This is a genomic window from Lysinibacillus agricola, from assembly GCF_016638705.1.
GTDB classification, from domain to species: domain Bacteria; phylum Bacillota; class Bacilli; order Bacillales_A; family Planococcaceae; genus Lysinibacillus; species Lysinibacillus agricola.
The window spans coordinates 3,186,984-3,210,677 of sequence record NZ_CP067341.1; the positions used below are offsets into that span (position 1 = coordinate 3,186,984).

24 protein-coding genes and 4 pseudogenes are annotated in these 23,694 nt (G+C 32.7%); 7 read left to right on the top strand and 21 right to left on the bottom strand.

The features are described from left to right. The first annotated feature begins 356 nt into the window (after positions 1–356). Positions 357–1,037: a DNA alkylation repair protein gene (locus tag FJQ98_RS15485; RefSeq protein ID WP_053597309.1), complete on the top strand. Its 681-nt coding sequence runs from the start codon at positions 357–359 to the stop codon at positions 1,035–1,037. A gap of 143 nt (positions 1,038–1,180) precedes the next feature. Here the strand turns inward: FJQ98_RS15485 and FJQ98_RS15490 are convergent, their stop codons facing one another. The 6 genes from FJQ98_RS15490 to FJQ98_RS15515 all read right to left on the bottom strand — a co-directional run bounded on the left by FJQ98_RS15490 (position 1,181) and on the right by FJQ98_RS15515 (position 4,533). Continuing rightward, positions 1,181–1,357, bottom strand: coding sequence for a hypothetical protein (locus FJQ98_RS15490; protein WP_158003112.1), 177 nt, complete (start codon positions 1,355–1,357; stop codon positions 1,181–1,183). A 175-nt stretch (positions 1,358–1,532) separates the two neighbouring features. Next, the gene (locus tag FJQ98_RS15495; protein WP_343069222.1) at positions 1,533–1,742 is read right to left on the bottom strand and encodes a hypothetical protein; all 210 of its coding nucleotides are present in this window, start codon (positions 1,740–1,742) and stop codon (positions 1,533–1,535) included. Positions 1,743–1,756: 14 nt separating this feature from the next. Further along, a complete protein-coding gene (locus FJQ98_RS15500) occupies positions 1,757–2,575 on the bottom strand; it encodes an SPL family radical SAM protein (protein WP_053597310.1) in 819 nt (272 codons plus the stop codon). 38 nt (positions 2,576–2,613) lie between these two features. Further along, positions 2,614–3,141 (bottom strand): methylated-DNA--[protein]-cysteine S-methyltransferase, encoded by a 528-nt coding sequence (locus tag FJQ98_RS15505; RefSeq protein WP_053597311.1) that lies wholly within the window; start codon positions 3,139–3,141, stop codon positions 2,614–2,616. 3 nt (positions 3,142–3,144) lie between these two features. After that, entirely contained in the window at positions 3,145–3,771 is a 627-nt protein-coding gene (locus tag FJQ98_RS15510; RefSeq protein ID WP_053597312.1) for a bifunctional transcriptional activator/DNA repair enzyme AdaA, read from the bottom strand. A gap of 48 nt (positions 3,772–3,819) precedes the next feature. Then, positions 3,820–4,533 (bottom strand): 2OG-Fe(II) oxygenase, encoded by a 714-nt coding sequence (locus tag FJQ98_RS15515; RefSeq protein ID WP_053597313.1) that lies wholly within the window; start codon positions 4,531–4,533, stop codon positions 3,820–3,822. A 323-nt stretch (positions 4,534–4,856) separates the two neighbouring features. On the opposite strand from FJQ98_RS15515, the gene FJQ98_RS15520 reads away from it, so the two are divergent. Beyond that, positions 4,857–5,102, top strand: a complete 246-nt coding sequence (locus FJQ98_RS15520) for a DNA glycosylase (protein ID WP_158003113.1) — start codon at positions 4,857–4,859, stop codon at positions 5,100–5,102. Between the two features lie 871 nt (positions 5,103–5,973). Here FJQ98_RS15520 and FJQ98_RS15525 read toward each other — a convergent pair. Both FJQ98_RS15525 and FJQ98_RS15530 read right to left on the bottom strand, forming a co-directional pair. Then, positions 5,974–6,240, bottom strand: a pseudogene (locus tag FJQ98_RS15525) (hypothetical protein); the annotation flags it as partial. A gap of 288 nt (positions 6,241–6,528) precedes the next feature. Further along, positions 6,529–8,508: a cation:proton antiporter gene (locus tag FJQ98_RS15530; protein ID WP_053597318.1), complete on the bottom strand. Its 1,980-nt coding sequence runs from the start codon at positions 8,506–8,508 to the stop codon at positions 6,529–6,531. Positions 8,509–8,755: 247 nt separating this feature from the next. Here FJQ98_RS15530 and FJQ98_RS15535 point away from each other — a divergent pair, with 247 nt between their 5' ends. Beyond that, positions 8,756–9,082 carry a hypothetical protein gene (locus FJQ98_RS15535; protein ID WP_246494223.1) on the top strand — a complete coding sequence of 109 codons (327 nt, stop codon included), beginning with the start codon at positions 8,756–8,758 and terminating at the stop codon, positions 9,080–9,082. Here the strand turns inward: FJQ98_RS15535 and FJQ98_RS15540 are convergent. From FJQ98_RS15540 to ltaS, 4 genes and pseudogenes are all read right to left on the bottom strand, one after another. After that, positions 9,050–9,733, bottom strand: a pseudogene (locus FJQ98_RS15540) (alpha/beta hydrolase family protein); the annotation flags it as partial. The gene FJQ98_RS15535 and the pseudogene FJQ98_RS15540 sit on opposite strands and share 33 nt — an antisense overlap. A 146-nt stretch (positions 9,734–9,879) precedes the next feature. Beyond that, the gene (locus tag FJQ98_RS15545; RefSeq protein ID WP_053597320.1) at positions 9,880–10,632 is read right to left on the bottom strand and encodes an SDR family NAD(P)-dependent oxidoreductase; all 753 of its coding nucleotides are present in this window, start codon (positions 10,630–10,632) and stop codon (positions 9,880–9,882) included. 93 nt (positions 10,633–10,725) lie between these two features. After that, the gene (locus FJQ98_RS15550) at positions 10,726–10,992 is read right to left on the bottom strand and encodes a hypothetical protein (RefSeq protein ID WP_053597321.1); all 267 of its coding nucleotides are present in this window, start codon (positions 10,990–10,992) and stop codon (positions 10,726–10,728) included. A 326-nt stretch (positions 10,993–11,318) separates the two neighbouring features. Continuing rightward, positions 11,319–13,271 carry a lipoteichoic acid synthase gene (gene ltaS, locus FJQ98_RS15555; RefSeq protein ID WP_053597322.1) on the bottom strand — a complete coding sequence of 651 codons (1,953 nt, stop codon included), beginning with the start codon at positions 13,269–13,271 and terminating at the stop codon, positions 11,319–11,321. 386 nt (positions 13,272–13,657) lie between these two features. Between ltaS and FJQ98_RS15560 the strand changes: the two are divergent. After that, positions 13,658–14,264, top strand: a pseudogene (locus FJQ98_RS15560) (FMN-binding negative transcriptional regulator). A 52-nt stretch (positions 14,265–14,316) separates the two neighbouring features. Here FJQ98_RS15560 and paiA read toward each other — a convergent pair. Beyond that, a complete protein-coding gene (paiA, locus tag FJQ98_RS15565) occupies positions 14,317–14,835 on the bottom strand; it encodes a spermidine/spermine N(1)-acetyltransferase (RefSeq protein WP_053597323.1) in 519 nt (172 codons plus the stop codon). Between the two features lie 88 nt (positions 14,836–14,923). Between paiA and FJQ98_RS15570 the strand changes: the two are divergent. Beyond that, positions 14,924–15,007 (top strand): annotated as a pseudogene (locus FJQ98_RS15570) (YitT family protein); the annotation flags it as partial. Between the two features lie 521 nt (positions 15,008–15,528). Here the strand turns inward: FJQ98_RS15570 and FJQ98_RS15575 are convergent. From FJQ98_RS15575 to FJQ98_RS15600, 6 genes are all read right to left on the bottom strand, one after another. After that, the gene (locus FJQ98_RS15575; RefSeq protein WP_053597324.1) at positions 15,529–16,719 is read right to left on the bottom strand and encodes an MFS transporter; all 1,191 of its coding nucleotides are present in this window, start codon (positions 16,717–16,719) and stop codon (positions 15,529–15,531) included. Beyond that, positions 16,716–17,099: a MerR family transcriptional regulator gene (locus FJQ98_RS15580; RefSeq protein ID WP_053597325.1), complete on the bottom strand. Its 384-nt coding sequence runs from the start codon at positions 17,097–17,099 to the stop codon at positions 16,716–16,718. The genes FJQ98_RS15575 and FJQ98_RS15580 overlap by 4 nt, the downstream gene beginning before the upstream one ends. A 45-nt stretch (positions 17,100–17,144) precedes the next feature. Then, a complete protein-coding gene (locus FJQ98_RS26870) occupies positions 17,145–17,282 on the bottom strand; it encodes a hypothetical protein (protein ID WP_246494225.1) in 138 nt (45 codons plus the stop codon). A gap of 497 nt (positions 17,283–17,779) precedes the next feature. Further along, entirely contained in the window at positions 17,780–17,935 is a 156-nt protein-coding gene (locus FJQ98_RS15590; RefSeq protein WP_158003114.1) for a hypothetical protein, read from the bottom strand. Positions 17,936–18,148: 213 nt separating this feature from the next. Next, complete coding sequence (locus tag FJQ98_RS15595) at positions 18,149–18,922, bottom strand: hypothetical protein (protein ID WP_053597326.1); 774 nt, start codon at positions 18,920–18,922, stop codon at positions 18,149–18,151. Between the two features lie 19 nt (positions 18,923–18,941). Continuing rightward, positions 18,942–19,751, bottom strand: coding sequence for a putative periplasmic lipoprotein (locus FJQ98_RS15600; RefSeq protein ID WP_053597327.1), 810 nt, complete (start codon positions 19,749–19,751; stop codon positions 18,942–18,944). A 335-nt stretch (positions 19,752–20,086) separates the two neighbouring features. Here FJQ98_RS15600 and FJQ98_RS15605 point away from each other — a divergent pair, with 335 nt between their 5' ends. Both FJQ98_RS15605 and FJQ98_RS15610 read left to right on the top strand, forming a co-directional pair. Then, positions 20,087–20,557 carry a 3'-5' exonuclease gene (locus FJQ98_RS15605; protein ID WP_053597328.1) on the top strand — a complete coding sequence of 157 codons (471 nt, stop codon included), beginning with the start codon at positions 20,087–20,089 and terminating at the stop codon, positions 20,555–20,557. A 184-nt stretch (positions 20,558–20,741) separates the two neighbouring features. Further along, positions 20,742–21,017, top strand: coding sequence for a hypothetical protein (locus tag FJQ98_RS15610; RefSeq protein ID WP_143115082.1), 276 nt, complete (start codon positions 20,742–20,744; stop codon positions 21,015–21,017). Between the two features lie 723 nt (positions 21,018–21,740). On the opposite strand, the gene FJQ98_RS15615 is transcribed toward FJQ98_RS15610, so the two are convergent. Both FJQ98_RS15615 and FJQ98_RS15620 read right to left on the bottom strand, forming a co-directional pair. Beyond that, on the bottom strand, positions 21,741–22,157 hold the full coding sequence (locus FJQ98_RS15615; RefSeq protein ID WP_053597330.1) for a tetratricopeptide repeat protein: 417 nt from the start codon (positions 22,155–22,157) through the stop codon (positions 21,741–21,743). A 341-nt stretch (positions 22,158–22,498) separates the two neighbouring features. Beyond that, positions 22,499–22,993: a GNAT family N-acetyltransferase gene (locus FJQ98_RS15620; RefSeq protein ID WP_053597331.1), complete on the bottom strand. Its 495-nt coding sequence runs from the start codon at positions 22,991–22,993 to the stop codon at positions 22,499–22,501. Positions 22,994–23,694: the final 701 nt, after the last annotated feature.

The window sequence follows — 23,694 nt, forward strand, 5'->3', positions numbered from 1 at the left end:
TTAAACTGGGGATTTATAAATGTTTTATTAATAAAATGCATAACGAGGTAATGCTATGAGGTAATTAAGGCATGTAAACAAACAGAAGCAGATGATAAAACAAACTGCTAACTACATAGTTATTTGTTTTTATTAAGAGGAAAAGGTTCTTTCGATACACATTTCGGAGTACCGAATGCCAACAAAGGAATCTTTTGTAATAATTTCAATAATTATTCTTGCTGCATTATTCTTGTTTTGGACAAACTTAAATCTAAATTTACTTTAAAATCTTGCTTTTATATTTAATTTTATCCTTTTAAAATTTTTTATCAGTTAAAATATAATAATTAATACAAGTAAAATGGGAGAGTACTATGATTGAAAATGTTAGAAATCAAATCTTTGAACTAATTGATACAGATTATCAGAAATTTTCTGCTGCGCTAATTCCTAATATAAATAATATTTTAGGTGTTCGGTTACCGGAACTTCGGAAAATAGCAAAGAGTATATCTAAAGATGATTGGCGAAATTACATTAAATTGGCTGAAAATGAATATTTCGAGGAAGTAATGCTACAGGGTATGGTCATTGGATATGCGAAAGCTGACATTGAGGAACTTCTCACTTATGTTTCTTCTTTTGTTCCTAAAATAGATAATTGGTCAACATGTGATAGCTTTTGTTCGGGGTTAAAATTTACAAAGAATAATAAAAACCTTATGTGGGAATTTTTAAAACCATTCTTTTGTTCAAAAGAAGAATATAAAATACGTTTTGGAGTGGTAATGTTATTAAATTATTATATTGAAGATAATTACATTGATAACGTTCTTAAAATCCTAAATAGTATAAAACATGAAGGGTTTTATGCAAAAATGGCAGTTGCTTGGGCTATCTCAATCTGTTATGTGAAATATCCTAGTATTACACTAGAATATTTGAAGAACAATTCACTTGACGATTTTACTTATAATAAAGCATTGCAAAAAATTACAGAATCCAATCGTGTTGATAAGGAAACAAAAAGTTTTATTCGTAGTATGAAACGGTAATATAAATGTGAGCTGAAAGTTAAAATTAACTTAAAAAACATATATTTGCAAAGCAACAAGTCCATTATAGAGAAGAATCTCTACAATGGACTTGTATCTTTTACGCCTATTGACTATTTGAAACTTTCCAGTCTGACCATCATTTAAAACTCCACGTATTCCCTCAAATGTCCGTAGTCCAACACCTCCTCTTTTTGAAAACCACCTTTAACTTCCCATAACCTTGCAAGTTCTCTCGCTGCAATGGTAGATGCCAGGTCACGACCATGTCCAATTGTAATAGATTCAATATATGGTTGTTCTGTAGTAAGTATGTTCATTAATAGTACAAGTTCTTTTTGAGTGTGGGCTTTGCTTTTATCTCTTTTTACAGTTTAGTTATAATATATTTTATACATTTTCTTTCTCTATCTTTTCTTTTTTCCACTCTGCATATTCTTTTAGCATACAAACAGCGCATGGCCTAAAGCCTGCTACAATTGCAGTTTTTTCATCTTAAAAAAACACTCGATGCTTAATATATCCGCCTTTAGCTATGGCTCTTAGTGCCGAGGGGCAATCTAATTTCACATATATTTTTCCTCTTCGATGTCCTCCTAGTGAACCTGGTTTATCACTTTGATATATCTTCAAATCAGCGTTTAACAGAGTGTATGTCTTTTTGGATATTTCTTTTTCAGTACTATTGTCAATAATTTCATTCATCAGCTGTATCCACCTTATGGTTCAAAACCAGATTGACTAATATAAATTTGATCTTTTGAAAATACTTCCAAAAACCTGCTATATACTTTTTGATAAACTTGGGGATTGTACCATTCTTCTAATTCCATTTCGATGTATTTCTTCTCAATGCCTATTTTTTTAGTTCGTTTCCCGTCACTACCATCACCCATAAAATAATCGTCTATACATACCCTACTTACATATTGCTTTAATTTATGCGGAAAAAGTTCTCCACTTGGCAATACTGGAGCAACTGCCACCTGAGTTGGTATTCCAGCAGCGTCTAGTTTTTCTAGTGTTTTTAACCGTGCCTGGATAGGTGGTGCTTCTGGCGTAAAGTGTTTACGAATGACCTCAGAATCAGTCTCAATGGTCATACTTACTCTCACTTTATTTTTTAATTGCTGTAATAAATCAATATCTCTACTTACGAGTGGACTTCTTGTCTGTATTAGTAAAAAATCAGGAGGATCTTCAACCATGACCTCTAATAACGATCTTGTTATCTTTTCCTTATACTCGACAGGTTGGTATGGATCAGTGCTAGATGACATAAATATTGTTACATTTCCTTTAGTTTTTGCTTTACGAAGTTCTTTAGCAAGTAATGTAGCAGCATTGCTCTTCACATCTACCCAATCGCCCCATTCACCTTCTCGAAAAAGAGATACAGGCATTTGGCGTACATAACAATAGGAACATCCAAATGAACAACCTGTATAAGGGTTTAATGAATGAGTATATCCTGAAAGAAAACCGGTCCCTTTATTGAGAATTGTCTTTGGATTTTTATATAGTAATTTATTATTCAATAAAACACCTACTCTTTCAAATTTTCCAAATGCATCACTTATTTTTTCAGACTAGAATTTTCTAGTTCTAAAAGCTTTTTCTTCATTTCAAGCCCACCACGATAACCAGTTAAAGTTCCGTTTTTTCCCACTACACGATGACAAGGAATAGCTAGTAAAGCTGGATTTGCTCCAATAGCTATACCTACAGCACGAACAGCTGATGGTTTGTTAATATAATTTGCTATATCCGAATAAGTCTTTGTTTGTCCATATGGAATGTCATTAAGTGCATTCCAAACTGAAAGTTGAAACGGTGTTCCTTTGTAATCAATTGAAAATGTAAATTGTGTTCGTTTCCCTTCAAGGTATTCTATTATTTCATCTAAATAAGGGTTTAATAATTCTTTATTTTCTACAAGCGTTCGTTTAGGATATTTTTTCTTAACCCAATCACTCAATTCTTCAAACGATTGGTTTTGTGATCCAACGAATAGAAGATTATTAGAAGTTGCTGCAACATAAATTCTCCATTCTTTTTGTGTAAGTAAAGACCAATAAATGTTTTGTTCATTGTTTGTATTCATTTTTTATTCCTCCTCTTTATCCATTAATCGATGTAATTTACGATATTGAATAGGTGTATGACCAAACTTATTTTTAAATAAGGTAATGAAATAAGTAGAATTAGGTATACCTACACATATAGATATATCTGTAATCGATTTATCTGTTTCAATTAAATACTTTCTAGCAGCATTTAATCTAACATGTTGTGTATATTCTGTAGGGGTAATTCCCTTAATTTTTTTAAATGTTCGATGCAAATGAAATGGACTCCCATGCGCAATTGCCCCTAATGATTCAAGATTTAACTTTTCGGTGAAGTTCTTATCAATGTACTCCGTAACAAGAGTTATCCATTCATTATCAGGTAGGTTTTCATTTGTAGGCTTACAACGTTTGCAAGGACGAAAATTTCTATTGAGAGCTTGTTCTGCTGTTAGAAAAATACGCACATTTTCTTTTTTTGGTGCACGTGATTTACATGAAGGTTTACAAAATATCCCTGTGGTTTCAACTCCATAAAAAAATTTATTATTGTATGTTGCATCATTGTTAATAATTGCTTTCCATCTTTCATCAGTCATTATTTCTACATTACTTATATTTTCAAGACGACCTCTTTGAATGTCGGAATTTTTTTTATCCTCCATTATTTTTTCACCTCTTTCTATAGATAACGCCCTTATAAACCTAGAAATTCATTTGGAATCATGAAAAATAATTCCAAGTCCATATCGTTCTCCTGAAGTTACAGTACTTACCCCGTGGCGAACAGTCGTTTTGTAGTATCCATTTTTACCTAAAAACGGTCTATTATTAGTAGGGAAAATCAGCGCACAACCCTGTTCCAATGTAACAACATGACCTCGACTTTGAGCACGAGGAATCTGCTCTACTAATAAGGATTCACCACCTGTATAATCCTTATCTCTTTGATTTAATACAACTACTACTTGGAATGGGAAAAATACATCTCCATACAAATCCTGATGCAAACAATTAAACCCACCTTTTTCATACTTTAAAATTAATGGAGTTGGTCTAAGTTGTTCATGTCGCTCACACTTTTCTAAAAACTCCTGATGTTTAAGTGGAAATTCAGCTGGTTTCTTTAAGTATTCTGACCATCTATTTGCTGCATTAGCTAACTCAGGGTAGAAACTTTCTCTTAAAACTTCGATTATTTGAGGTAACGGATATGCAAAGTATTTATACTCTCCATTCCCAAAACGATATCTGGACATATTTATCGTTGTTCTATATGGCTCCTTTTCGTTATAAAGCTTGATAAAAAATTCACATTCATCTTTTGTTAAAATAGGTGGAAGTATCGCAAATCCATGCTCATCTAACTCGTTATGAATAGATCCCCAATCCAAATTATTGATACGTGTTTGTATATTTGAAGTCATTTGTTCTTCTCCTTGTTGTTTTTTGTACAACAAAGTATAACTGCATGTGAACGAAAAAATAAGTTATTTCTAACGTAATAGCAAGATATTGAAGTTTTTTTCGTATTACTATGTGTTAATATACCAATCGACATAATTATTTTTAACGAAGAAGGGTACGCAAATGACATTGAACAAAATTGAAAATGATATATTTATTACGCACCTAGTGATTTTAATTAGAATCAAACTTTGGATATTTAACAAGAGAGAAAAATGAATGTATGTATGAGGTTGACGGTCATTCAGTCACAAGAATTATAACTATTGAGGATACTTCGTTTTTGATACAATTACACTTTACTGTAAATAAACTTTTGATTGCCCGAATTCCAAATACAGTAAAATTTGTTGAGGACTGGCAAATTGATGCAATTACTCAATTTGTTCGTGAGTGGTTTGACCTAGATAATGATTTAACTGCATTTTATGAAATGGCAAAAGTAGACTCACTTCTTAAAATGCCAGTTGAAAAGTTTAAAAGATTACGAATTATTGGCATCCCAGATTTATTTGAAGCTTTATGTTAGGGTGTTTTAGGTCAACAAATATCAATTTACCATTTGCCTATGCATTGAAAAGGGAATTTGTAGAAAAGTTTGGGGATTATATAGAATACGAAGGCAAAATATATTGGAGCTTTCCATCTTATAAACTAATTTCAAAGCTAACTCCCGATGATTTATCCGAAATTAAGATGACCATCAAAAAAAGTGAATATATTATTGAAATAGCAAAATTAATGGATAATAATGAATTGTCTAAAGATCAATTATTATTCATGAACTTAAAAGATGCGGAAAAAAGATGAATGCAAATTAGAGGAATCGGCCCATGACTGCTAATTATGTTTGGCTGTTTTCTAAAAGATTGTTGCTATTAAAACAAAAATACACAATAAATCTACAAGATGTGTGGAGAATGAACTCTGTCTTTTTGTTTTGATATTTCGCAAACCGAATTTTTAACTAAAGCACTCAGTTTAAATATGACTTCTCATAAATTTTTGGATGTTCGTAATAAGTAGTTGATTTTCTTATTTATTATTTACTCAAAGTGTTCATTAAAATATGGTTTTGATATTCAATTTATGTTAACCTTAAAGCATAATTACATTAACATAAATTGGATGGTGTAAAATGTCTCATAGTTTTGGCTTTTATTCACTCATTGTTTCTTCAATTTTGTTTGTCATACTTGTATTTATGAATTTTTTGGGATATTGGACAGCAGATAGATTCCAACAAATTTTATATTTCTTTTGTATGGTATCGGCAGTTTTCGCTGCGGGTATTGAAACAGGAAAGAAACTGAAAAACAGAAGCTGATTAGAATCGGCTTTTTTACTGCACATTTCCCTCAAATATTCATTCAACATTGCTATGAAACCACTGAATCTGCTTAAAAAGCATCTAAAGAAAGATGCTTTTTGTTTTTTCTTATTGCTTCAACTGTGAAATAGTTAGATTTTTGACAAGCTGAAATAAGCATTTGCTCTACCCGATTTTCAAATGCAAAGTTTTGATGTAACTCAAGCCAACGATACCAGTAAAGGTAACTATCCAAATAATACGTATCAACACCTTGAAATCGTTCCATCCATCCTTTCAAACGGCGATGGAAGTTATTAACGTGTTGTATGTGGAATATCCCTTTTTTTACTCGTTGAAATAAGTTTTAATAAAAACTATATGCAGACATTTTTTTAATAAGCTTCCTACCGATCAGTCTGGACGGAGAGTCTCTTGCCTGTTAAGCTACGTAAAGGTCTACCAGTACTCGGCGTACCGAACGTCTACAAAGGAATCTTTTAGCAATGTATTCAAAAAAAATAACATACACAGAAACCTGCAATATGAACGTGTAGTAGACGTGCTATAATCTACCTACCGTTGTAAACAACCAATACACCGAAGCAAATAAAAAGCCCAGCAAATTATGCTAGGCTGGCACCCTTTATTCTTCCTCTTCAAGTAAAATAACACTTTCCAGATTATTTACAAATCTTCTTAATTCTTTTGCTAATTCATTATTTATATCACCAGCCTGATACCATTCATTTATAAGATTTCTTTGTGCTTCAATGGCTATTAAAGCTAAGTATTCTTTTTGTTCTTCCTGTTCTGAAGAATCCATTTTATAAGATGAATATTGTAAGTGACGATAATAAATTTCCACTTTTTGCACAATATCTAAAGAAAATTCATTCGTTTCTTGAACATGCTTTATAATTGATGATGTCACATAATCTTTTAAATCTTTTTTTACATGATTAATTTGTTCTACAACATCGGCTGGTAGTTTGCTCATCTTCCGTTCACGTAAAAAATGGCGTAAACGACGTTTTAACAAAGTAAACGTTCGGTTATTTAACATATCTTTTCTTTCTTTAAGAATATAGTCAATTTCCTGTTGAATTGATTCATTTAATCCATGCTCAGCCATATATTGCTTCGTATAAATTATTTCTAATTCCATCCCAACTTTTCTAGCTTCCAACATTTGTTGCCTGTACTTTTGAAATGCTTCTTCTGACTGTTTCCGCTCAATATTCAATAACATTGCGTTATATTGATTCATTAACTTTAGAGCTATAGCAGCATTTTCTTCAACTGTTTCATGTTGAATACTACGAATCGCATGTTTTAACATTTCTCTTTTTTCATTCATTAAATTTGGCTGTTTGGCTTTATCTTGTTCATTTAATAAAGGTAAAAATATGGTTGCCATTATCAAGGTGAATAAAATAACACCTGCAGCTAAAAAGATGAGTAATTGACGATTCGGAAATAATTCTCCTTGATTTGTTACTAGAGGTAATGATAATATTCCTACCATCGTGATCGTACCACGAACGCCAACAAGCGTTGTCACAATATGGTCTTTAATTGTCACTGTTTCTTCGTTCTTAAATATTTTTTTATCTACTATATTAAAGAACATCACCCAAGCAAAGCGGATGACTAACACCATCAAGCCAATTCCTAGCACATATAAAATCAGGGTACTATTGCGAATTTCCTCGCTTACTAATATAGAATTTGTAGCAGATGGTAACATCAACCCTAGCAGAAGGAAAATAACCCCATTCAATGTAAAAGTCACAATTGACCAAACATGTTCTGTAACAACTTGTTCTTGTGCTATGAAGTTTTCGGTCTTTTCTTTAACAATTGCCGCAATAATTCCACCTGTTACAACTGTAATTACCCCTGATGCATGAAACACCTCTTCTGCTATCAAATATAAAAGAAAGGGTGTTAGAACTTGTAGCAAGACGTAAAATGTTGAATCCACTATTCCTATACGGCGAAGATGAAGTCGTATCAAAAATATTGCTAATGCACCGAAAATACCTATAATTAAACCAACAAAAAACATATAAAGAAAATCACTTGTTGCTGATTTCAATGAAAAATAACCAGTTACAATCGCCGCTACTGAATATTTAAACGCGATTAACCCCGATGCATCATTGATTAAAGATTCCCCACGAACTAAATTCATTATACGATCTGGAATATGAACTCGTTTGGCAATACTATTTACCGCCACTGGGTCAGTAGGCGATAAAATAGCCATTAAAGCAAAGGCAGCCGCCAAAGGAATCGACGGAATCATCCAGTGCACAAATAGACCACCAACGATAGTCGTTAATAATACTAATACAATAGCGTTGCCTAAAATCGGTAATCGCATTTTCCATAATTGTTCACGAGGAAAATGTGCGCCATCATAATATAGTAACGGTGCAATAAACAATAGCAAAAACCATTCCGCTTCGATTTCAATGGTAAAATCCTTTGCTACTAAAGCAGCTAAAATTCCAACTGCAATCTGAATTAAAGCAATAGGGATAAAAGAAATATAATGCGCCAAGACATTTGTCACTAATAATAATACAAGTAGTATTATTATCGATATTAAGATCTCCATGTACGGCCTCCTTTTTCTAAGAAATATGTCCCCAGTTTTTCTAGGTCAACCAAATTATATTTTACTAATCCCTCCTAATTGTAAATAAATAAGGTTTTGCTGTTCAATAAAATATAGTCTTTCACAGAAGTGAGCTTCAGGAAGCCCCCTTCTTCAGAGGTGGGAGGAATGAAGTGCTTTTTTCTTTATAGAACATACGTTTATATTGTATATTGTGAATAATCGAAAAATAAAGGGGTGGCGGGTAATGACGAAATGGAAGAAAGATTGTTTTATTATAGAACTCAAGTTACTTATAGATACATGGCAAAAGGTTATCCTATTAAAACGTTTTGAAATTGCCCGTACACTCTATAATACAACTTTGTCTTATGCAGTAAAACAATATACTTTCATGCAAAAATCAAAACACTATCGAAAACAATTACGTTGTTACCAAAAAGCGAAAAAAACGAATGATTCAAAAGAATTGAAGCAGACCGCAAAAGAATTAAATAACATTCGTCAATCTTTTGGATTAAGTGAATATCAACTGCATGCCAGAACTATATGCCATTCCTTTAAAAATAATTAATTCTGTATCAACTTCCATATCCCTTAATCCTTGATATAGCTCATATGCATTTGGAGTTGGAACTCTTGCATCCTTTTCGCCATGTTGGATTAAAGTGGGAGTACAGGCTGATTTAATATATGTCATTGGTGACGTTTTCGTATATATCTCTGGATCATTCCATGGATCATTTCCTAAATACATCCTAATAAAGTAAGGTATATCTGTATTTACATAATGGGTACTCCAATTAGTAATTCCACCTCCAACTGAAATAGCTTTAAATCTACTACTAAATGTAGAACAGAAAGCTGATATATATCCCCCGTTGCTCCATCCCATAACCCCTACTCTATCTTTATCTGCAATCCCTTTGTCAACTAGTTTATCCACTCCAGATATAACATCATCGTAGTTAGCAATTCCCAATTTTCTATAGATTGCTTTTAAGAATTCATTACCATAACCAGAACTTCCCCTGTAGTTTGGTTCTAAAACGATAAAGCCTTTTTCGATAAACTGTTCATGATTCCTATATTTATTGTCTTTCCAGTTAGCTGTCTTCTTGACAAATGCTACGTTTTTGCCATCATCACTTATGTTTGTACCTGATAAAGTTGGTAATGAAATACTCTCTTCTATACTTAGATATGTTTTTTCATTCATTCCCATTAATAAACCCCCTCGTTAACTCTCTTCCAATATAGCACCTCGTTAGTTCAATAAAATGTATTATACGAATAACGTAAAGGAAAGAAGATATAATAGTCATCTACATTACTAATTAAGAATTCCCCAATAAAATTCCTTTATTTCGATTATCTCCCACCACTAACATTCATAATTTCTCCGAGGATATAATTTGAAGCATCGGAAGAAAGGAAGGCAATTACCTCTGCTATTTCCATAGGTGTTGCAGCCCGTTTTATTGGTACAGATGAAGCCATACGCTCAAGTCGATTATCGCCAGGAGCAAATTTATCGTGAAAAGGTGTTTCTACCATTCCAGGCGCTACCCCATTCACGATAATTCCATATTCAATTAGCTCTCTGGACATTCCAATCGTCATTGTATTTATCGCCCCTTTAGCAGATGCGTAATGAATACTTTCCCCTGCCCCTCCAATTCGTGCAGCCGCTGAAGATACATTAATAATTTTTCCACCTTTTTTTGGAATCATATGTCTTAATACAGCTTGGGAGCATAAGAGAACACTATTTACATTTAATTTGAACGTTTCTTCCCATAGCTCTTCACTCATATCCATAAATGTACTTTGACGGATGCCACCACCAGCGTTATTAACTAAAACGTCAATTGTGCCAAATGAAGAAATAGCTTGTTCAACCATTGAGTTCACTTCTTCTTTATTAATAACATCAGCTTGAATTGCAATGGCGTCTCCATCTTTTTCTTGAATACGTTGGACGGCTTCCATGGCACCCTTCACATTTGAATTATAATTAATAATTACTTTAGCCCCTCTAGATGCCATTAACTCGGCCGTGGCAAGTCCAATACCTGAGCTTGCGCCTGTAATGAGAATAACCTTTCCTAATAAGTTATGCATAGCTTCTTCCTTCCTACAAAATGTTTTTAATAGTAATTCGACATTTTACATCGTTAAACCTTTTGAAGAATTTTTTGTATCATATAATTTATTTCAAGCTTTTCTTGACCAAATGACAACTGGAATAAGGATTAAAGATAATAGACCTCCAGCTAAAGATAATGTTGCATAGCTTGCATTAGCTACTACCCTTTGGCCCTGCAACAGCTCCAAGTGTTGTACCATTTTTAAAACCCTCTGCTTTGCGAAGTTTAGGCTGTCTCTTGCCTGTTGAATTACGTACAAATCGCCAGCCTTCGGTGTACCGAACGCCAACAAAGGAATCTTTTTAAATACATAAAAAATCAATGCTATATTCATAATTTTTCTTTCATTGAAAACCTCAAAAAAAGCTTAGGAATAACTCCTAAGCCTTTCAATCTTTCTATTATTGTGTAACGCTTGATTTGAAATCGTCTAAAGATGTAAAGTAGGTTATCATCCTTATTCCAATCAATAGAGTTAGCTATTTATATCTAATACTATATTTGCTGCCTTATCAGATGCACTTAAACGTAAAGAGGTCTATTAAAAAATTAATATAACATCTACAATTCAAGTTAACGGTAAGATACCATAAAGCAATCGGATAATAAACTCTTTGATATCAAACACATCTTCTTGAACTGCCTAGCAAATTGCAACAATTAATTAGATTCTACATTCGCATCTTTGGAGTAATTATACTGAGAAGGATCAACTGGCGTATAACCTTTTGGCGTATAGAATCTCAATAAGTCACCATTCACGACTTTATCAGATAATTCCAATTTGCGATCTACTTTATTTTTGATAGTTTTCGCAAACTCTAATTGACTATCATCTAGTTGTAAACCTGTCTCATTATCATAAAATTTCCCATTAATTGAATCAATCGTAGGACTGACAAAATCGCTATTTCTAAATGGTACAATTTGATCATGCTCTTTTGATAATAAGTCGGAACCAAATTGAACAAATTTTTGCGTATCAATTCCTAGTAAATGTAATAACGTTGGAAGAAGGTCTGTTTGGCCACCATAAGTATGGTTGGTTCCACCTTGCATTCCTGGAACATGTATAAATAATGGTACGCGTTGTAAATTAGCACTTTCATATGGTGTAATTTCTTTTCCAATGACTTGTTCCATCGCGTCATTATGATTATCTGAAATACCGTAATGGTCACCATAAAGAACAATCATCGAATTATCATATAAGCCTGATTCTTTTAATTGATTGAACACTTGTTTGATTGCTTCATCTGCATAACGTGCTGTTTGGAAATAATTATCTACACTTGCATCTCCAGTATTAGCTTTATTAATTGTTACTAAGTCTTGATTCATTTTATATGGAAAGTGGTTCCCTACCGTAATTAATTTCGTATAAAAAGGTTGTGGTAACGAACTTAAAAGACTTTCAGATTGTTTAAAGAATGGTTTATCTAACAAACCATATTCAGCCATGTTTTCTGAAGATCCAGTGTCATAATAACTAGCATCAAAGAAGTGATCGAATCCAAATGATTTATAAATCTCATTTCGATTCCAGAAGCTTCCGTTATTACCATGGAATACAGCCGATGTATAACCATAATCTTTTAAAATACTAGGAGCTGCTTGGTACGTATTTTGTGCTTTTGTAATATAAGCAGATCCTTGTGGTAATCCATACAAAGAATTTTCCAGCATAAATTCTGCATCAGAAGTTTTACCTTGACCTGTTTGATGGAAGAAATTATCAAAATACATAGTATTCTTATCTTTTGTTAATGAATTTAAAAATGGTGTAACTTCTTCACCGTTTAATTTATAGTTGATAAGAAAGTTTTGGAATGATTCTAAATGTAAATAGATGACGTTCATTCCTTTTGCTCCACCAAAATATTCTGCATTAGGTTTGGCGTAGTTAGCTTTTGTATAGTTAATCACTTCTGTAATATCACTACTATCCGCCAAAGCTCTCTGTGAAGATGATTTCATAGTTTCTACTGAATCATAAATCGTATAGTTATACATTCCTAGATATTTCACAATATAGCTTCTATCAAAACCTCGAGTTAGTAGTTGCGGACGATTAGATTCAGCTAGTCCTAAATTTAGGATTGATACTGCTAATGCAAAAGTAATGATTGCCGTTGCTTTTTTATATCCAAAACGATTGGTATCTTTTTGTATTTTTCTTGAGAATCGTAGGTAAAACATTACAAATACATCCACAAAGAACAAGATATCATAAGGCTTTAGTAAAGAAAGAACACTACCACCTAAATCTCCGAAGTTCTGTGTTTGGAAAATCGTAGGCAATGTAATGAAATCACTAAAAAATCGGTAATAAACAATATTAGCATATAAAAGAATAGACATCAGAGTGTAAACTACAACTAGTGATGTATATTTTCTCTTTCCTCTAAATAAAAATGAAAATCCTAGAAATAGCATTGCGGAACCTAGTGGATTTATTAGTAAAAGGAATTGTTGAAGCGATCCTTCTACGCCTAGTTTAAATTGTGCTGTTTGAGCGATGTATGTTTTAATCCATAACATTAAAACAGCTAATATATATATCCCTAAAAAGTTGTTTAATAGGTTATCTTTTTTACTTATTAAATTTTTCATTTTTGCACCTACCTTTTACTTATTAAATTTAAATCTAAGTGTATATTAACTTAGATTATAAGTATTTTTGTATTGCATTGCATTTGAAAAAATGTTACTTCACAATAGCTTTTTCGTAGCTTATGTATATTACTCCCCATTTAGACTTCTGTCAAGTTGTTAAACATCATAAAAGACAATTAGTATAATTATTTCCAACAATCATAAATCTCGTCATAAAAATACTCCCGAAAACGTTAGTTATTTAACTAACATTTTCGGGGATTTTAAGCCATAACTTTTTCTGTTATATCTCCGTTAAGTTCAACCACGCAACCGTTTCACAATGTGGTGAGTGTTGATGGTGTACAAAGTTTTAGAAGTAGTAGGGTCACCAAAATATAAAAATTCGCTTTCCTCTATTAATCAAGTATAAGCTTTACGGAACCTTCTCAGAATTTATTAAAGACAATTCCTTTGCAACAATTGTTTCAATAAGAAAAGAAAAACCAATAGCATCCCATGTACCATTATTATTGAATAAAATTGAGGATGAATATTACCTCACAGGTCACTTTGCATATGGAAACCCTCTTTGGAGGACTTTTCAGGACATAGATGAAATATTAGTTATATTTAATGGTCCACATGCGTATATTTCTTCTTCTTGATATGAAAATGAAAATGTGCCAACCTGGAATTATCAATCAGTTCATGTTTATGGAAAAGCAAGTCTCATGGAAGGAAATGAGTTAGAACAGGATTTAACTAATTTACTTGAAAAATATGAGAAATTCTGTAAAAATTCTGTATTGTGGGATAAACTTTCTCCTGAAATGTTACAACAAGAGATAAAAAGAATAAAAGGATTGAGAATTAAAAAAAAAGAAGTTCAAGCTGCCTATAAATTAAGTCAAAATCGTAATGCTACTGATTACGCAAATATTATAAGCGAGCTTTAAGGATCCTAATGCTTCTGCAGTGGCAGAAGCCATGAAGAAAAATAGAAAATGACTAAAACAGAAGGCAGAAATGTTGTTATGTCAACGTTTCTGCCATAAATATTTTATTTAAGTGGTTTTGTCATGATGATATCAATTTGTTCTTCAACACCCATATAAAAAGAGTGAGCCCCAGTTTGGATAAAACCTATTTTCTTGTAAAAACCTATGGCATTATCATTCTTTTCCCAAACACCTAACCAGATGTTTTTTTTGTTTTGTGCTACAGCTATTTCCATCGCTTTGTTGATTAAAAGTTTTCCAAGTCCTTTTCCTTGATATTTATTTCTAATGTAAATTCTTTCAATTTCTAGTGATTCATCCCCCATTTGTTCTGATTGAGCCGCATTGACATTTACCTTTAAATAGCCAGCAGTTTCTTCGTTGTAATAGATGAAATAGAATTCCGAATTTGGATTGGACAATTCTTTCTTCAGCCGTATAGTATTAAATGCTTTCTCTAAATAAGTTCTCATATTTTCAGGTGAGTTCTGATCTTTAAATGTGTCATGGAATGTTTCGATACTGACTTCTTGAAGTTTTATTAAATCTCCTATACTACACTTACTAAATTTTACTGTCATTGATTACACTCCTTTATAGTTAACTCTCTATAAATTTAATTTATTTTTATTGTATTTGCAATAAAAATAACTAAAAGAGGTATTAAATATGAAATATGCATTTTATGTAGTAGGCATTTTAATCTTAACATTGGGGATATCTTTCACTATTCAATCTACCCTTGGCATTTCACTTTGAAGTAACGCCTTAAAGACATTGGTTACTCCGAAACATTTCCAAATGTTGTTGTTTAATAACATATTACAAATAGACAAAATTTTCTACCGTGGCACTTTAGTAGTCTCTTGCCTGAAACACAACGTCTTACCATTGAATAATCAATTCCTAATTCTTTCGCTAATGGTTTTTTAACTCATACCCTCTTTTGATTAGAATGAATAAAGTTATTTAATCAAAAATGTAAGAGTCTTACTACAAAATAGAAATCTAATGAACAACTAACTACGTCATTTTTTGTTTTATTGATTAAATTTATAGACAACAAAGAATTAGATGTTAGATGAACATACGCAAAAAAAGAAACAAATAAGAATACAAATAGAATAACTTCAACTTAAATAAGTCGTATTCCTTACTATGCGCTAAGGAATCGACTTTTTGTAAATGATTATTAACAGTTATAAAAATTGACTAGTATTTATTCTAGTGGAATCTCCCTATTAAACTACCTACTTTAAAGCTACTATGGAATATCAAAACTGTCCTGAATAATTTTGATTACTAATACTAGCTTTTTTGTCTGTTGCTCTATTAACCAAAACAAATATTATTAATGCTACAATTACTAAAATGGCACTACCAATACCAACATAATTAATTGAACTAATACTAATTACTCCTCCACCTACTATTGCACCTAGACCTATCCCCATGTATAGGGCTGAAGCGCTGAAGGATAAAATCATTGACGCTTGTGAAGGATTTAAAGAAATTAGGAATGAATTAAGAGCTGGATTCATTCCGAAACCAGGAATCCCCCATAATAAACTAGCTAGTCCTACAAGAATTATTGATAATGTGGATGGAGTTAGTAACATTAACAATGAGAACACCGCTAATAAAATTGAAAATCCAAAAAGTGATAATTTAAGTGTTTTTGGAGCACCAATTCGATCAGTTAAGTATCCCCCGACCAAATTACCGAACAAAGCACCTATTCCTAATAAAAATAAGAAAATACTTATATTTTCCACGCTTGTAATTTCTGTAATTATTGGTGCTATATATGTGTAAGTCATGAAACCACCTGTTGTACTAATAATGCTAACGCTTAATGTTAGAATAATAATCTTGTTGAAGCTCTTTAATCTTTCTTTAATACTCAATGATGCTTCCCGTTCTATTTTAGGTAAGAAAATCATAACTCCTATAACTGTTATTAAAGAAATTACTGCTACAAATACAAAAGAATATCGCCAAGTTATAGCATTTCCAATTGATGTACCAATGGGAGCCCCTAGAATTAATCCTACTGTTATACCAGCAATTACAAATGACAAAGCTTTTCCTCTCATTGTGTCGGGAACTAAACTTGTAGATGCAGCCATAGCTAAGGGCGTAAACACTGCGGCGGCTAAGGAAGCCAATATTCTTGTTAAAAATAATAACTCTAAAGAAGTCACAATTGCAGAAAGACAATTTGCGATCGTAAATACAATCATCGATACGACTAATAAAGTTTTTACAGGTATATTTAAAGTTAGAGTTCCCAAAACTGGTGCACCGACTGCATACGCGATTGCAAATGCAGTGACCAATTGTCCGGCTGTTGCAATTGATACATTCATATCATCCGCAATACTAGGTAACAAACCTGCAATAACAAAATCATCTGTTCCTATAATAAAAGTTCCGAGTACTAATATAAGTAGACGATAGTTCAATTAATCCCTTCTTCCTCTTTTTTCTTTTCTTCTTGCCAAAATTTAAGAAGTGTCTCTAAATGCTGTTCAGTGCCCCTGAGATGTTGGATTTGTTCACGTACACTTATTAATTTTTTTGAGTACAGTTCGATGGCTGAATCTGCACATCCATTATTTTTAACTATTTGAAAATTATTACAAGAAATAATAGGATAAATTTCGTCAGTGTTTAACCCTAATTCCAAAAACAGCTGAACAGCTTGCACTTTCTCGATATCTGATTCTCTAAATTCACGATAACCATTTTTTAATCTAGAAGGACTAATTAGTCTCTTTTTTTCATAATATCGTAACGAACGCTCACTCACTCCCGTTCTCTTCGAAAGCTCCCCTATCATCATTGGTGTTCCCTCCTTTTTTAGTGTTGTTACTGCAATAATAAAGTATTACACCATGTCAGGGTCAATGACTTTTATTTTTTTCACAAGAAATGAACATATGAACAAATGTCTTTTGCCTGAAACCCAACGTCTTACCATTGAATGATCAATATCTAATTCTTTCGCTACTGTTTTATAACTCATACCCTCTTTTGATTTTCATTTAATAAAGTTATTTAATTTTAATTAAAAAGGTAAGAGCCTTACTACAAATTATAAGTAGCAAGGCTCTTTAAGTTTTTTCGTTTACATCCAATAATTATTTATCCCTTAAAAAATGAATAATAAGTTTATATTTCTTATTCAACAAACGCATCCGTTAGCCATCCATGAAGCGCAATAAACAGCACTTCACCACAGAAAATGAAAGATAATTAAGTTCTTTCATGGGAGTTTAAGTGCATTTCTTCACAATCCTCATAGTCAAAATAATATAAATATCCAATAAGAAATCATCTCACCCCTATGAATCTAATGGATTTTAGGAATGGTATCATTTCACTTATAACCAAACTTTGTAAAGCCATTGGTTACTCTGAAACTCTTCCGAATGTTGTTGCTTAGTTACCATTTTAATAAAATCACCAACTGTGGCACTTTAAGGGCGGTCTGTTGCCTGATAAGTTTTCTAGCATGGTCTGCTAGTTCGGTGTACCGAGTGACATCAAAAGAACACCATCAGACGCCCCTGTTTGTGCGAGTATAGAGATTAGCTCTATTTCTGTTGTTCTAAACATTAGTGCTACAACTAAAACCACAACAAACAAAATTACTTTAATTCGCTCTTTCTTTGCCATTTCGTGGGTAACTCTTTGTGCAAACAAGGAATTTTCAAAAATATTTGCCCCTAACTTTAGTCAAGAAGGTTCCAATCCATTATTAGAATACCCAATAGTTCTTTCATTATCTAAAGGAACATTAAATGAGTTCGTTAACAAATGTACCCTTCTAATTATCAACTTCATTAGGGATGCAAGCTGAATAGCCTACTTTCTCGACACCCTCTTAAGTTATCTACTAAATACATGAAGCCAATCTAAAGTATTTTCGCTAAAATCCTTTAAGGTAAAGACGATTTCCTTTTCTGCCCAAGTGACAAATGTTTTCGTTTTATCATCTGCATAAAAGTGCATTTGTCCTACAATTTGTGGTCTTGGGTAGTAGCCACTTTCTGTACCATTTGTTATTTCACTTACTAAATCTTTTTCTTTAATCCATTCAACCAGCTCTTGCTCGGATTTTTCTCTTGAATAAGCAAAAACATACCATCCGCTATTATTTGTCCAGTTGACGACACTTTCGTCGCCAGCAATGAATGGATAAATTAATTCCGGACCCGCATCAGCAACATAATCATCGTGTAATGTTAGCTGTATTTTTACATCATCATCTGCTTTCAATTCATCTTCATAACGAGTAACAGTTAATTGTCCGATGTAGTAGCCATCTGTTATGTTCGGTGCATCTAGTGCTACTTCTTTATCAAATTCATAAAATTCGAATGTAATTTCATTTTCTGTAGTCGTCGTTTTTGCTGTTAAAAATTTATCTTCTGCTATAGGGTAATTTGTAGGAAGTTGAACTTGCCATTCAGCCGGTATAGCCGATTGAAAATCAACATATTGAATTTTTTCTTCATCTATTTGATTATTGTTGTTATCTATTTCAACCTCGTTCTTGTTTGTTTCCTCAGCGGGTTCTTTATTTGGCTCCTCGTTTGAGCTATTGTTACAAGCTACAAGTAGTAACGCTGTGCTGAGTAACATAATAAGTATTTTTTTCATTGTGATTGTATCTCCTTTATTAGTTAGCCGTTGGTGATGGAATGTCCACAGGCTCTCCCCATTGTAAAAATGTATTGCTTGTTGTATCGGATAACCCACTTATTGTAGCTGTGGCAATGTAATATGCACCTAAATAATTGCTTGTGACCCAAAGCTGGACATCTGTGAGTACAGCTCCTCCTACATTAATTGGACCTTCTGGAGCGAGATGCCAAGCTGTATCAACAAAGGCATCTGCATCAGGCACAGGACCTTGCTCAACGACATGCCAAGTAGGTGATTGTGCAAAGTTTTCAGCAATAGTCAGTGGGTAACCAAAAACACGCGTCAATTTCACTACATTAGAAGCAATCACTTCATCTGCATCATTTGGTTCATCTGTTTCCTCCACCCAACCCCCGCCAGGGATTTTCATCCACCCTTTATCGCCATCAACAATCACTGTGCTATCTTCACTTTCAACATACATCGAAAAATCAGGGGTCCACTTGAAATCTACCTTTGAAGTGGCATTAGATGAGATGACTTTATGTGAGCCACTACCCGCTGCTACCATGGCATCTCCCATACATGTGGCTAAATTTTTACCATCAATAACAGCTCCTGTTTCAAATAAAATACCTTCACAGGAAACAGGTAAAGGTGGATTGGCACCAGTATTTTCTTCTCCGACTTCTTTCTCAGATTCCTCCTCGTTATCAACAACTTCTTGTTCAACCTCTGTTTCAGCAGTTTTTTCATTATTCTCTTCTTTTAGAACAGCACTATTATTACTACTACATGCTGTTAGTAGCATTACGCAAAAGACTATACCAAAAAGTTTTTTCATTATAAAAAAAATCTCCTCATTTTAAAATTTCAAGCTATCAAAAAAAACTTAATTGGAAATGTGAATATTAAGATAATTAGGGAGTTAGTATTTATAAAATCATATTAATAGATACTATCACTAGCATTGCATTAATTAAATCATATGATTCGAAATACTAATAATTTTCAATCTTCAATAGATATATGTTTAAACAAAAAAAATCCTTTACAATGGAAGTACAGGGGTTCCTATCCAAATCCAATAGTAAAAGATTACCGTTATGGACAAGAATACACAAATTTCGTCATTTTGTAAATGGGTATCACCCTTAAATATTCAAAAACTGACTGAACTTGTTAAGGAACATAAACAAGACCACTACACAAGGGCCGCATGAGGTAATCAAGATTATTCGGTACCAGCTGGGCTATGATGGGAAATTGGAAAATATCGCGAAAAGTTTAAAGTTTAATAAAGATTACCTGATGGGGATTATTTATACTTTGGAGGAAATCGCCGCTCCGCTCAAAAGCATGGAGGATTTCGCCGGCCGGTTAAAACAGTTGGAGGAAATCATGAATGCCTCCAAATTCAAGAAAAACGAAAATGCAGTTACACTTTCTACCTTTCATAGCTCAAAAGGATTAGAGTTTAAAAACGTATACTTGGTTGATTTGATGCAGGGTGTAATCCCTTCCAAAGATGATGTAGAAGATAAGCATCGGTCCCAATTAACCGACTCATTGATGATTTCTTCAAATCTGATTTCGTCCATAAGGTTGGATAACAACTGTGCCGGCCCTACATCCAAGGTAAGAACCTGATCAGACATAAAATTTACTTCCACATCGATATTTACTGTAAAGTTCAATATCAAAGGGCGAAATCCTTCAAAAAATTAGGAATTAGAATTTTTCACATGCGAAATGTGAGTTAAAAGATCTAGCAAAAGGGAACGAGAACATCCTGGTAATCGGGAATGATAAACAGATGAACAGACTTCTCCTTATGACTATACTACGAGAACGGTTGAGCAACGAAGACGGCAGGTATTTTAAGGACCGGGATGACTTAGACTTAAAAAGTCTAGCTCCTCAATTAATGGAGCTCAAATCAAATACGGTGAAGTCATATGAAGATGCACGAGAGTTCGATCGCTTTATGCCGTTTATTCCTATATTCATAGATGAAATCAACACACCAGCTATAGCTCAATTTTTCCTTGAATACTGTGTTGGTCTAAGAAATCGTGTAACAGCTACATACACCGGATATGGTAGTTAATTATGTCAATAATATTGTTAAAGTTTTTATCATTTATGCAGAAGAAGATGGACAGAAAAAAATCGCTGTAGTTGATAACAGGAGGCAATAAAAATGCACTACTGAGATATACCGAGAACATATACTCTCGTTATATTTTTACGTTCAGGATTAAAGCTTTTGCTATTTTCATCAATTTCCTTAGATTTTGTTGTTTCACAATATCTTTCGAATGATCCTCACAATGGTCAGCAACTCATTTTTAAGTTATGAACGAACAATTACAATTAGTACCTAAGGCAATTTACTTTTTTATTGCACATTAGAAATCCTTCACAAAAAAATGTCTGCTTTCCATCATGTGCAGACATTTTTTATTAATAATATTTTTTGAGATATGTATTCTATATCAACAAAATGACTGTAGGAAATGGGGTTCATTTTATTAAAGACATATGCATTGGTTACTTTGAAACTCTTCCAAGTGTTGTTGTTTAGTTTATGCTGCTGTTGTTAGTTCGGAATATAGTTTGATTTAAAAATGCTATTCATTCCTTATTTAACAGCAAATACAAAAGCTCCATTCTGAAAAAAGATTGATCAAAATGGAACTTTTCGTTTTAACTAAGTTTGAGACTTTTATAAAAAAGTTTGATCATTTCCTAATAGTGTTCCTTTACAATCGCACCCTTTAATGGAATAACGAACTAGCTTCTATTAGCTGATTTGTTGAATAAAGAAGTATCATTTCTGGAGTTTTTCGGCTTCTTTATTATCCTGATTTGCTAATTCGCTTTCACCAATTTGCTCATAACAATTTGCTCTGAGTTTATATAGTGGAATTTTATCTTTATTAAGTTCTAACGCAGTAGTATAATATTTAATTGCTAATTCAAATTTATCTTGGGATTTCAATAAGTCAGCGATGATTCTATAAGGAATAGTTTCGTTAGCTTTAAGCGTAATAGAGTTCTTTAAGTCAGAAAATGCTTCTTCATTTTTACCTATTTCCACATATGCAAGTCCCCTATTATTTAGTACAATAGGGTCATTGGGATTATTATACAAGTATTCAGTTAAGTAGTCTATAACATCTTCATACTCATTAATCTCACCGTACATAAGCCTTAAATAATAGCGTTTAATCAGTTCATTATCCAATAATATCCTCCTCAATTTCGTACTTTCTTTCAGTATATTTTAACATAATTTTCCTAATTTCGATATTGAGTGTTATTCAAAAAAATGGCTCGTTTCTGGAACAAGAAAAAATCCTGCATACCGACACAGGATTTTTGATCAATCTTTTTTATAAACGATCAGATTTTATTATAAATGATCAATCTTTTTTACAAAGCTCCAGCTGAAGGCCCGTTTGTTGAACACAAGTTAAACAACACTCTTCAACTAACCGCCCCGTTAATTCAATAAGAAAAAATAGCTGCATATGTAACTCAATGATCTTCAAGTAAAGCACTCCGTTACTTCAATAAGGCTGTGCATTAAAAGTAATCGGGGATATCAAGTGATATGGAGCCAATATCATTTTCTTTTGAGTAATACATACAAACACTGTCTTTATATTTTTGACTATCATTAGGTAGTACAATAAAACCTAATCCTTTGTAAAATTCTATCCCAATATCACTATAAAGGAAAAAGTTGTTACATTTTTCTTCCTGTTCTAATTTATTTATCGTTTCTTTGACCAATAAAGAAGCATATCCGTTTTTTCTTAAATTTAAGGGAGTAGCGATTGAACCAATCCCTTTTACAATTTGGTTTTCAGAAAGATTTAATTCATATACGATGAGGGAACTTAATAGTTGCTTTGTATCTGTTGCTTCAAGAACGTACCACTTTCCCTTTTTATACTTATTAGAATCCTGGCACATAGTTATATATTCTTCATATGGCAGATTATCTCCCCAAACATCATAGCCCATCTTATAAATTTCTATCATATCCTCTTTTATTGCTTCCCTAATTTTTTTCAAAGTACCTCTCCTTGTGTTTTATACCGTTTATACATTCTTTTCGACATTAAGGTTATCAAGACCTCTATTCTAATTGTGCTAAACTGCTCCGTTAATTCAATAAGAAAAAAAGAGCTGCATATGCAACTCAATGATCTTCAAGAAAAGCTACTCGTTAGCCATCCATGTAGCGCAAAAACCAGCGCTACACCACAGAAAATGAAAGATTATTACGTTCTTTCATGGGAGTTCAATAGCGTTTTGCTTATCTTAGAAACGGCCTTATTTTAAGTATAATTCTTCAGAAATTCTCGATATTTGTAATAAGTAGTGGATTACCTTATTTATTAATTTCCTCATATTGTTCTAGTTGATTTAACTAAATTACTTCTAAATCATCCACTTCAAACAATCTTTTTTTACAATCTAAACAGTAAGCATATTTACTTATTTTATGGTCTAAAAAATCGTAGTAATCACCGTTTTCTGCTTCCGAACCATCAAAATGATGTCTATGAATGGTACTTCCTTTTACATAATCCTTTGTATAGAACCCTTCTGTTGAGTCACAATGAGGACATTTTTACTGGTGCTACATACATAATTCCGCACCTCCTAACTGCACAATCTTTATCTCAAAATACTTAACATGAATATTTTTTTCAAAAGAAACTATTAATTAGATTAATGCCATCTCTCATTTTTATAACTCTACATATTAT

Coding starts and splice junctions, on each gene's coding strand:
- FJQ98_RS15510 (WP_053597312.1), bottom strand. CDS start 3,771: ATGGAGGATAAAAAAAATTCCGACATTCAAAGAGGTCGTCTTGAAAAT.
- FJQ98_RS15580 (WP_053597325.1), bottom strand. CDS start 17,099: ATGATGATAGGGGAGCTTTCGAAGAGAACGGGAGTGAGTGAGCGTTCG.
- FJQ98_RS15545 (WP_053597320.1), bottom strand. CDS start 10,632: ATGCATAACTTATTAGGAAAGGTTATTCTCATTACAGGCGCAAGCTCA.
- FJQ98_RS15515 (WP_053597313.1), bottom strand. CDS start 4,533: ATGACTTCAAATATACAAACACGTATCAATAATTTGGATTGGGGATCT.
- FJQ98_RS15550 (WP_053597321.1), bottom strand. CDS start 10,992: ATGAATATAGCATTGATTTTTTATGTATTTAAAAAGATTCCTTTGTTG.
- FJQ98_RS15590 (WP_158003114.1), bottom strand. CDS start 17,935: ATGGCAAAGAAAGAGCGAATTAAAGTAATTTTGTTTGTTGTGGTTTTA.
- FJQ98_RS15535 (WP_246494223.1), top strand. CDS start 8,756: ATGACGAAATGGAAGAAAGATTGTTTTATTATAGAACTCAAGTTACTT.
- FJQ98_RS15490 (WP_158003112.1), bottom strand. CDS start 1,357: ATGAACATACTTACTACAGAACAACCATATATTGAATCTATTACAATT.
- FJQ98_RS26870 (WP_246494225.1), bottom strand. CDS start 17,282: ATGAGTTATAAAACAGTAGCGAAAGAATTAGATATTGATCATTCAATG.
- FJQ98_RS15600 (WP_053597327.1), bottom strand. CDS start 19,751: ATGAAAAAACTTTTTGGTATAGTCTTTTGCGTAATGCTACTAACAGCA.
- FJQ98_RS15610 (WP_143115082.1), top strand. CDS start 20,742: ATGACTATACTACGAGAACGGTTGAGCAACGAAGACGGCAGGTATTTT.
- paiA (WP_053597323.1), bottom strand. CDS start 14,835: ATGACAGTAAAATTTAGTAAGTGTAGTATAGGAGATTTAATAAAACTT.
- FJQ98_RS15485 (WP_053597309.1), top strand. CDS start 357: ATGATTGAAAATGTTAGAAATCAAATCTTTGAACTAATTGATACAGAT.
- FJQ98_RS15505 (WP_053597311.1), bottom strand. CDS start 3,141: ATGAATACAAACAATGAACAAAACATTTATTGGTCTTTACTTACACAA.
- FJQ98_RS15595 (WP_053597326.1), bottom strand. CDS start 18,922: ATGAAAAAAATACTTATTATGTTACTCAGCACAGCGTTACTACTTGTA.
- ltaS (WP_053597322.1), bottom strand. CDS start 13,271: ATGAAAAATTTAATAAGTAAAAAAGATAACCTATTAAACAACTTTTTA.
- FJQ98_RS15495 (WP_343069222.1), bottom strand. CDS start 1,742: ATGAATGAAATTATTGACAATAGTACTGAAAAAGAAATATCCAAAAAG.
- FJQ98_RS15530 (WP_053597318.1), bottom strand. CDS start 8,508: ATGGAGATCTTAATATCGATAATAATACTACTTGTATTATTATTAGTG.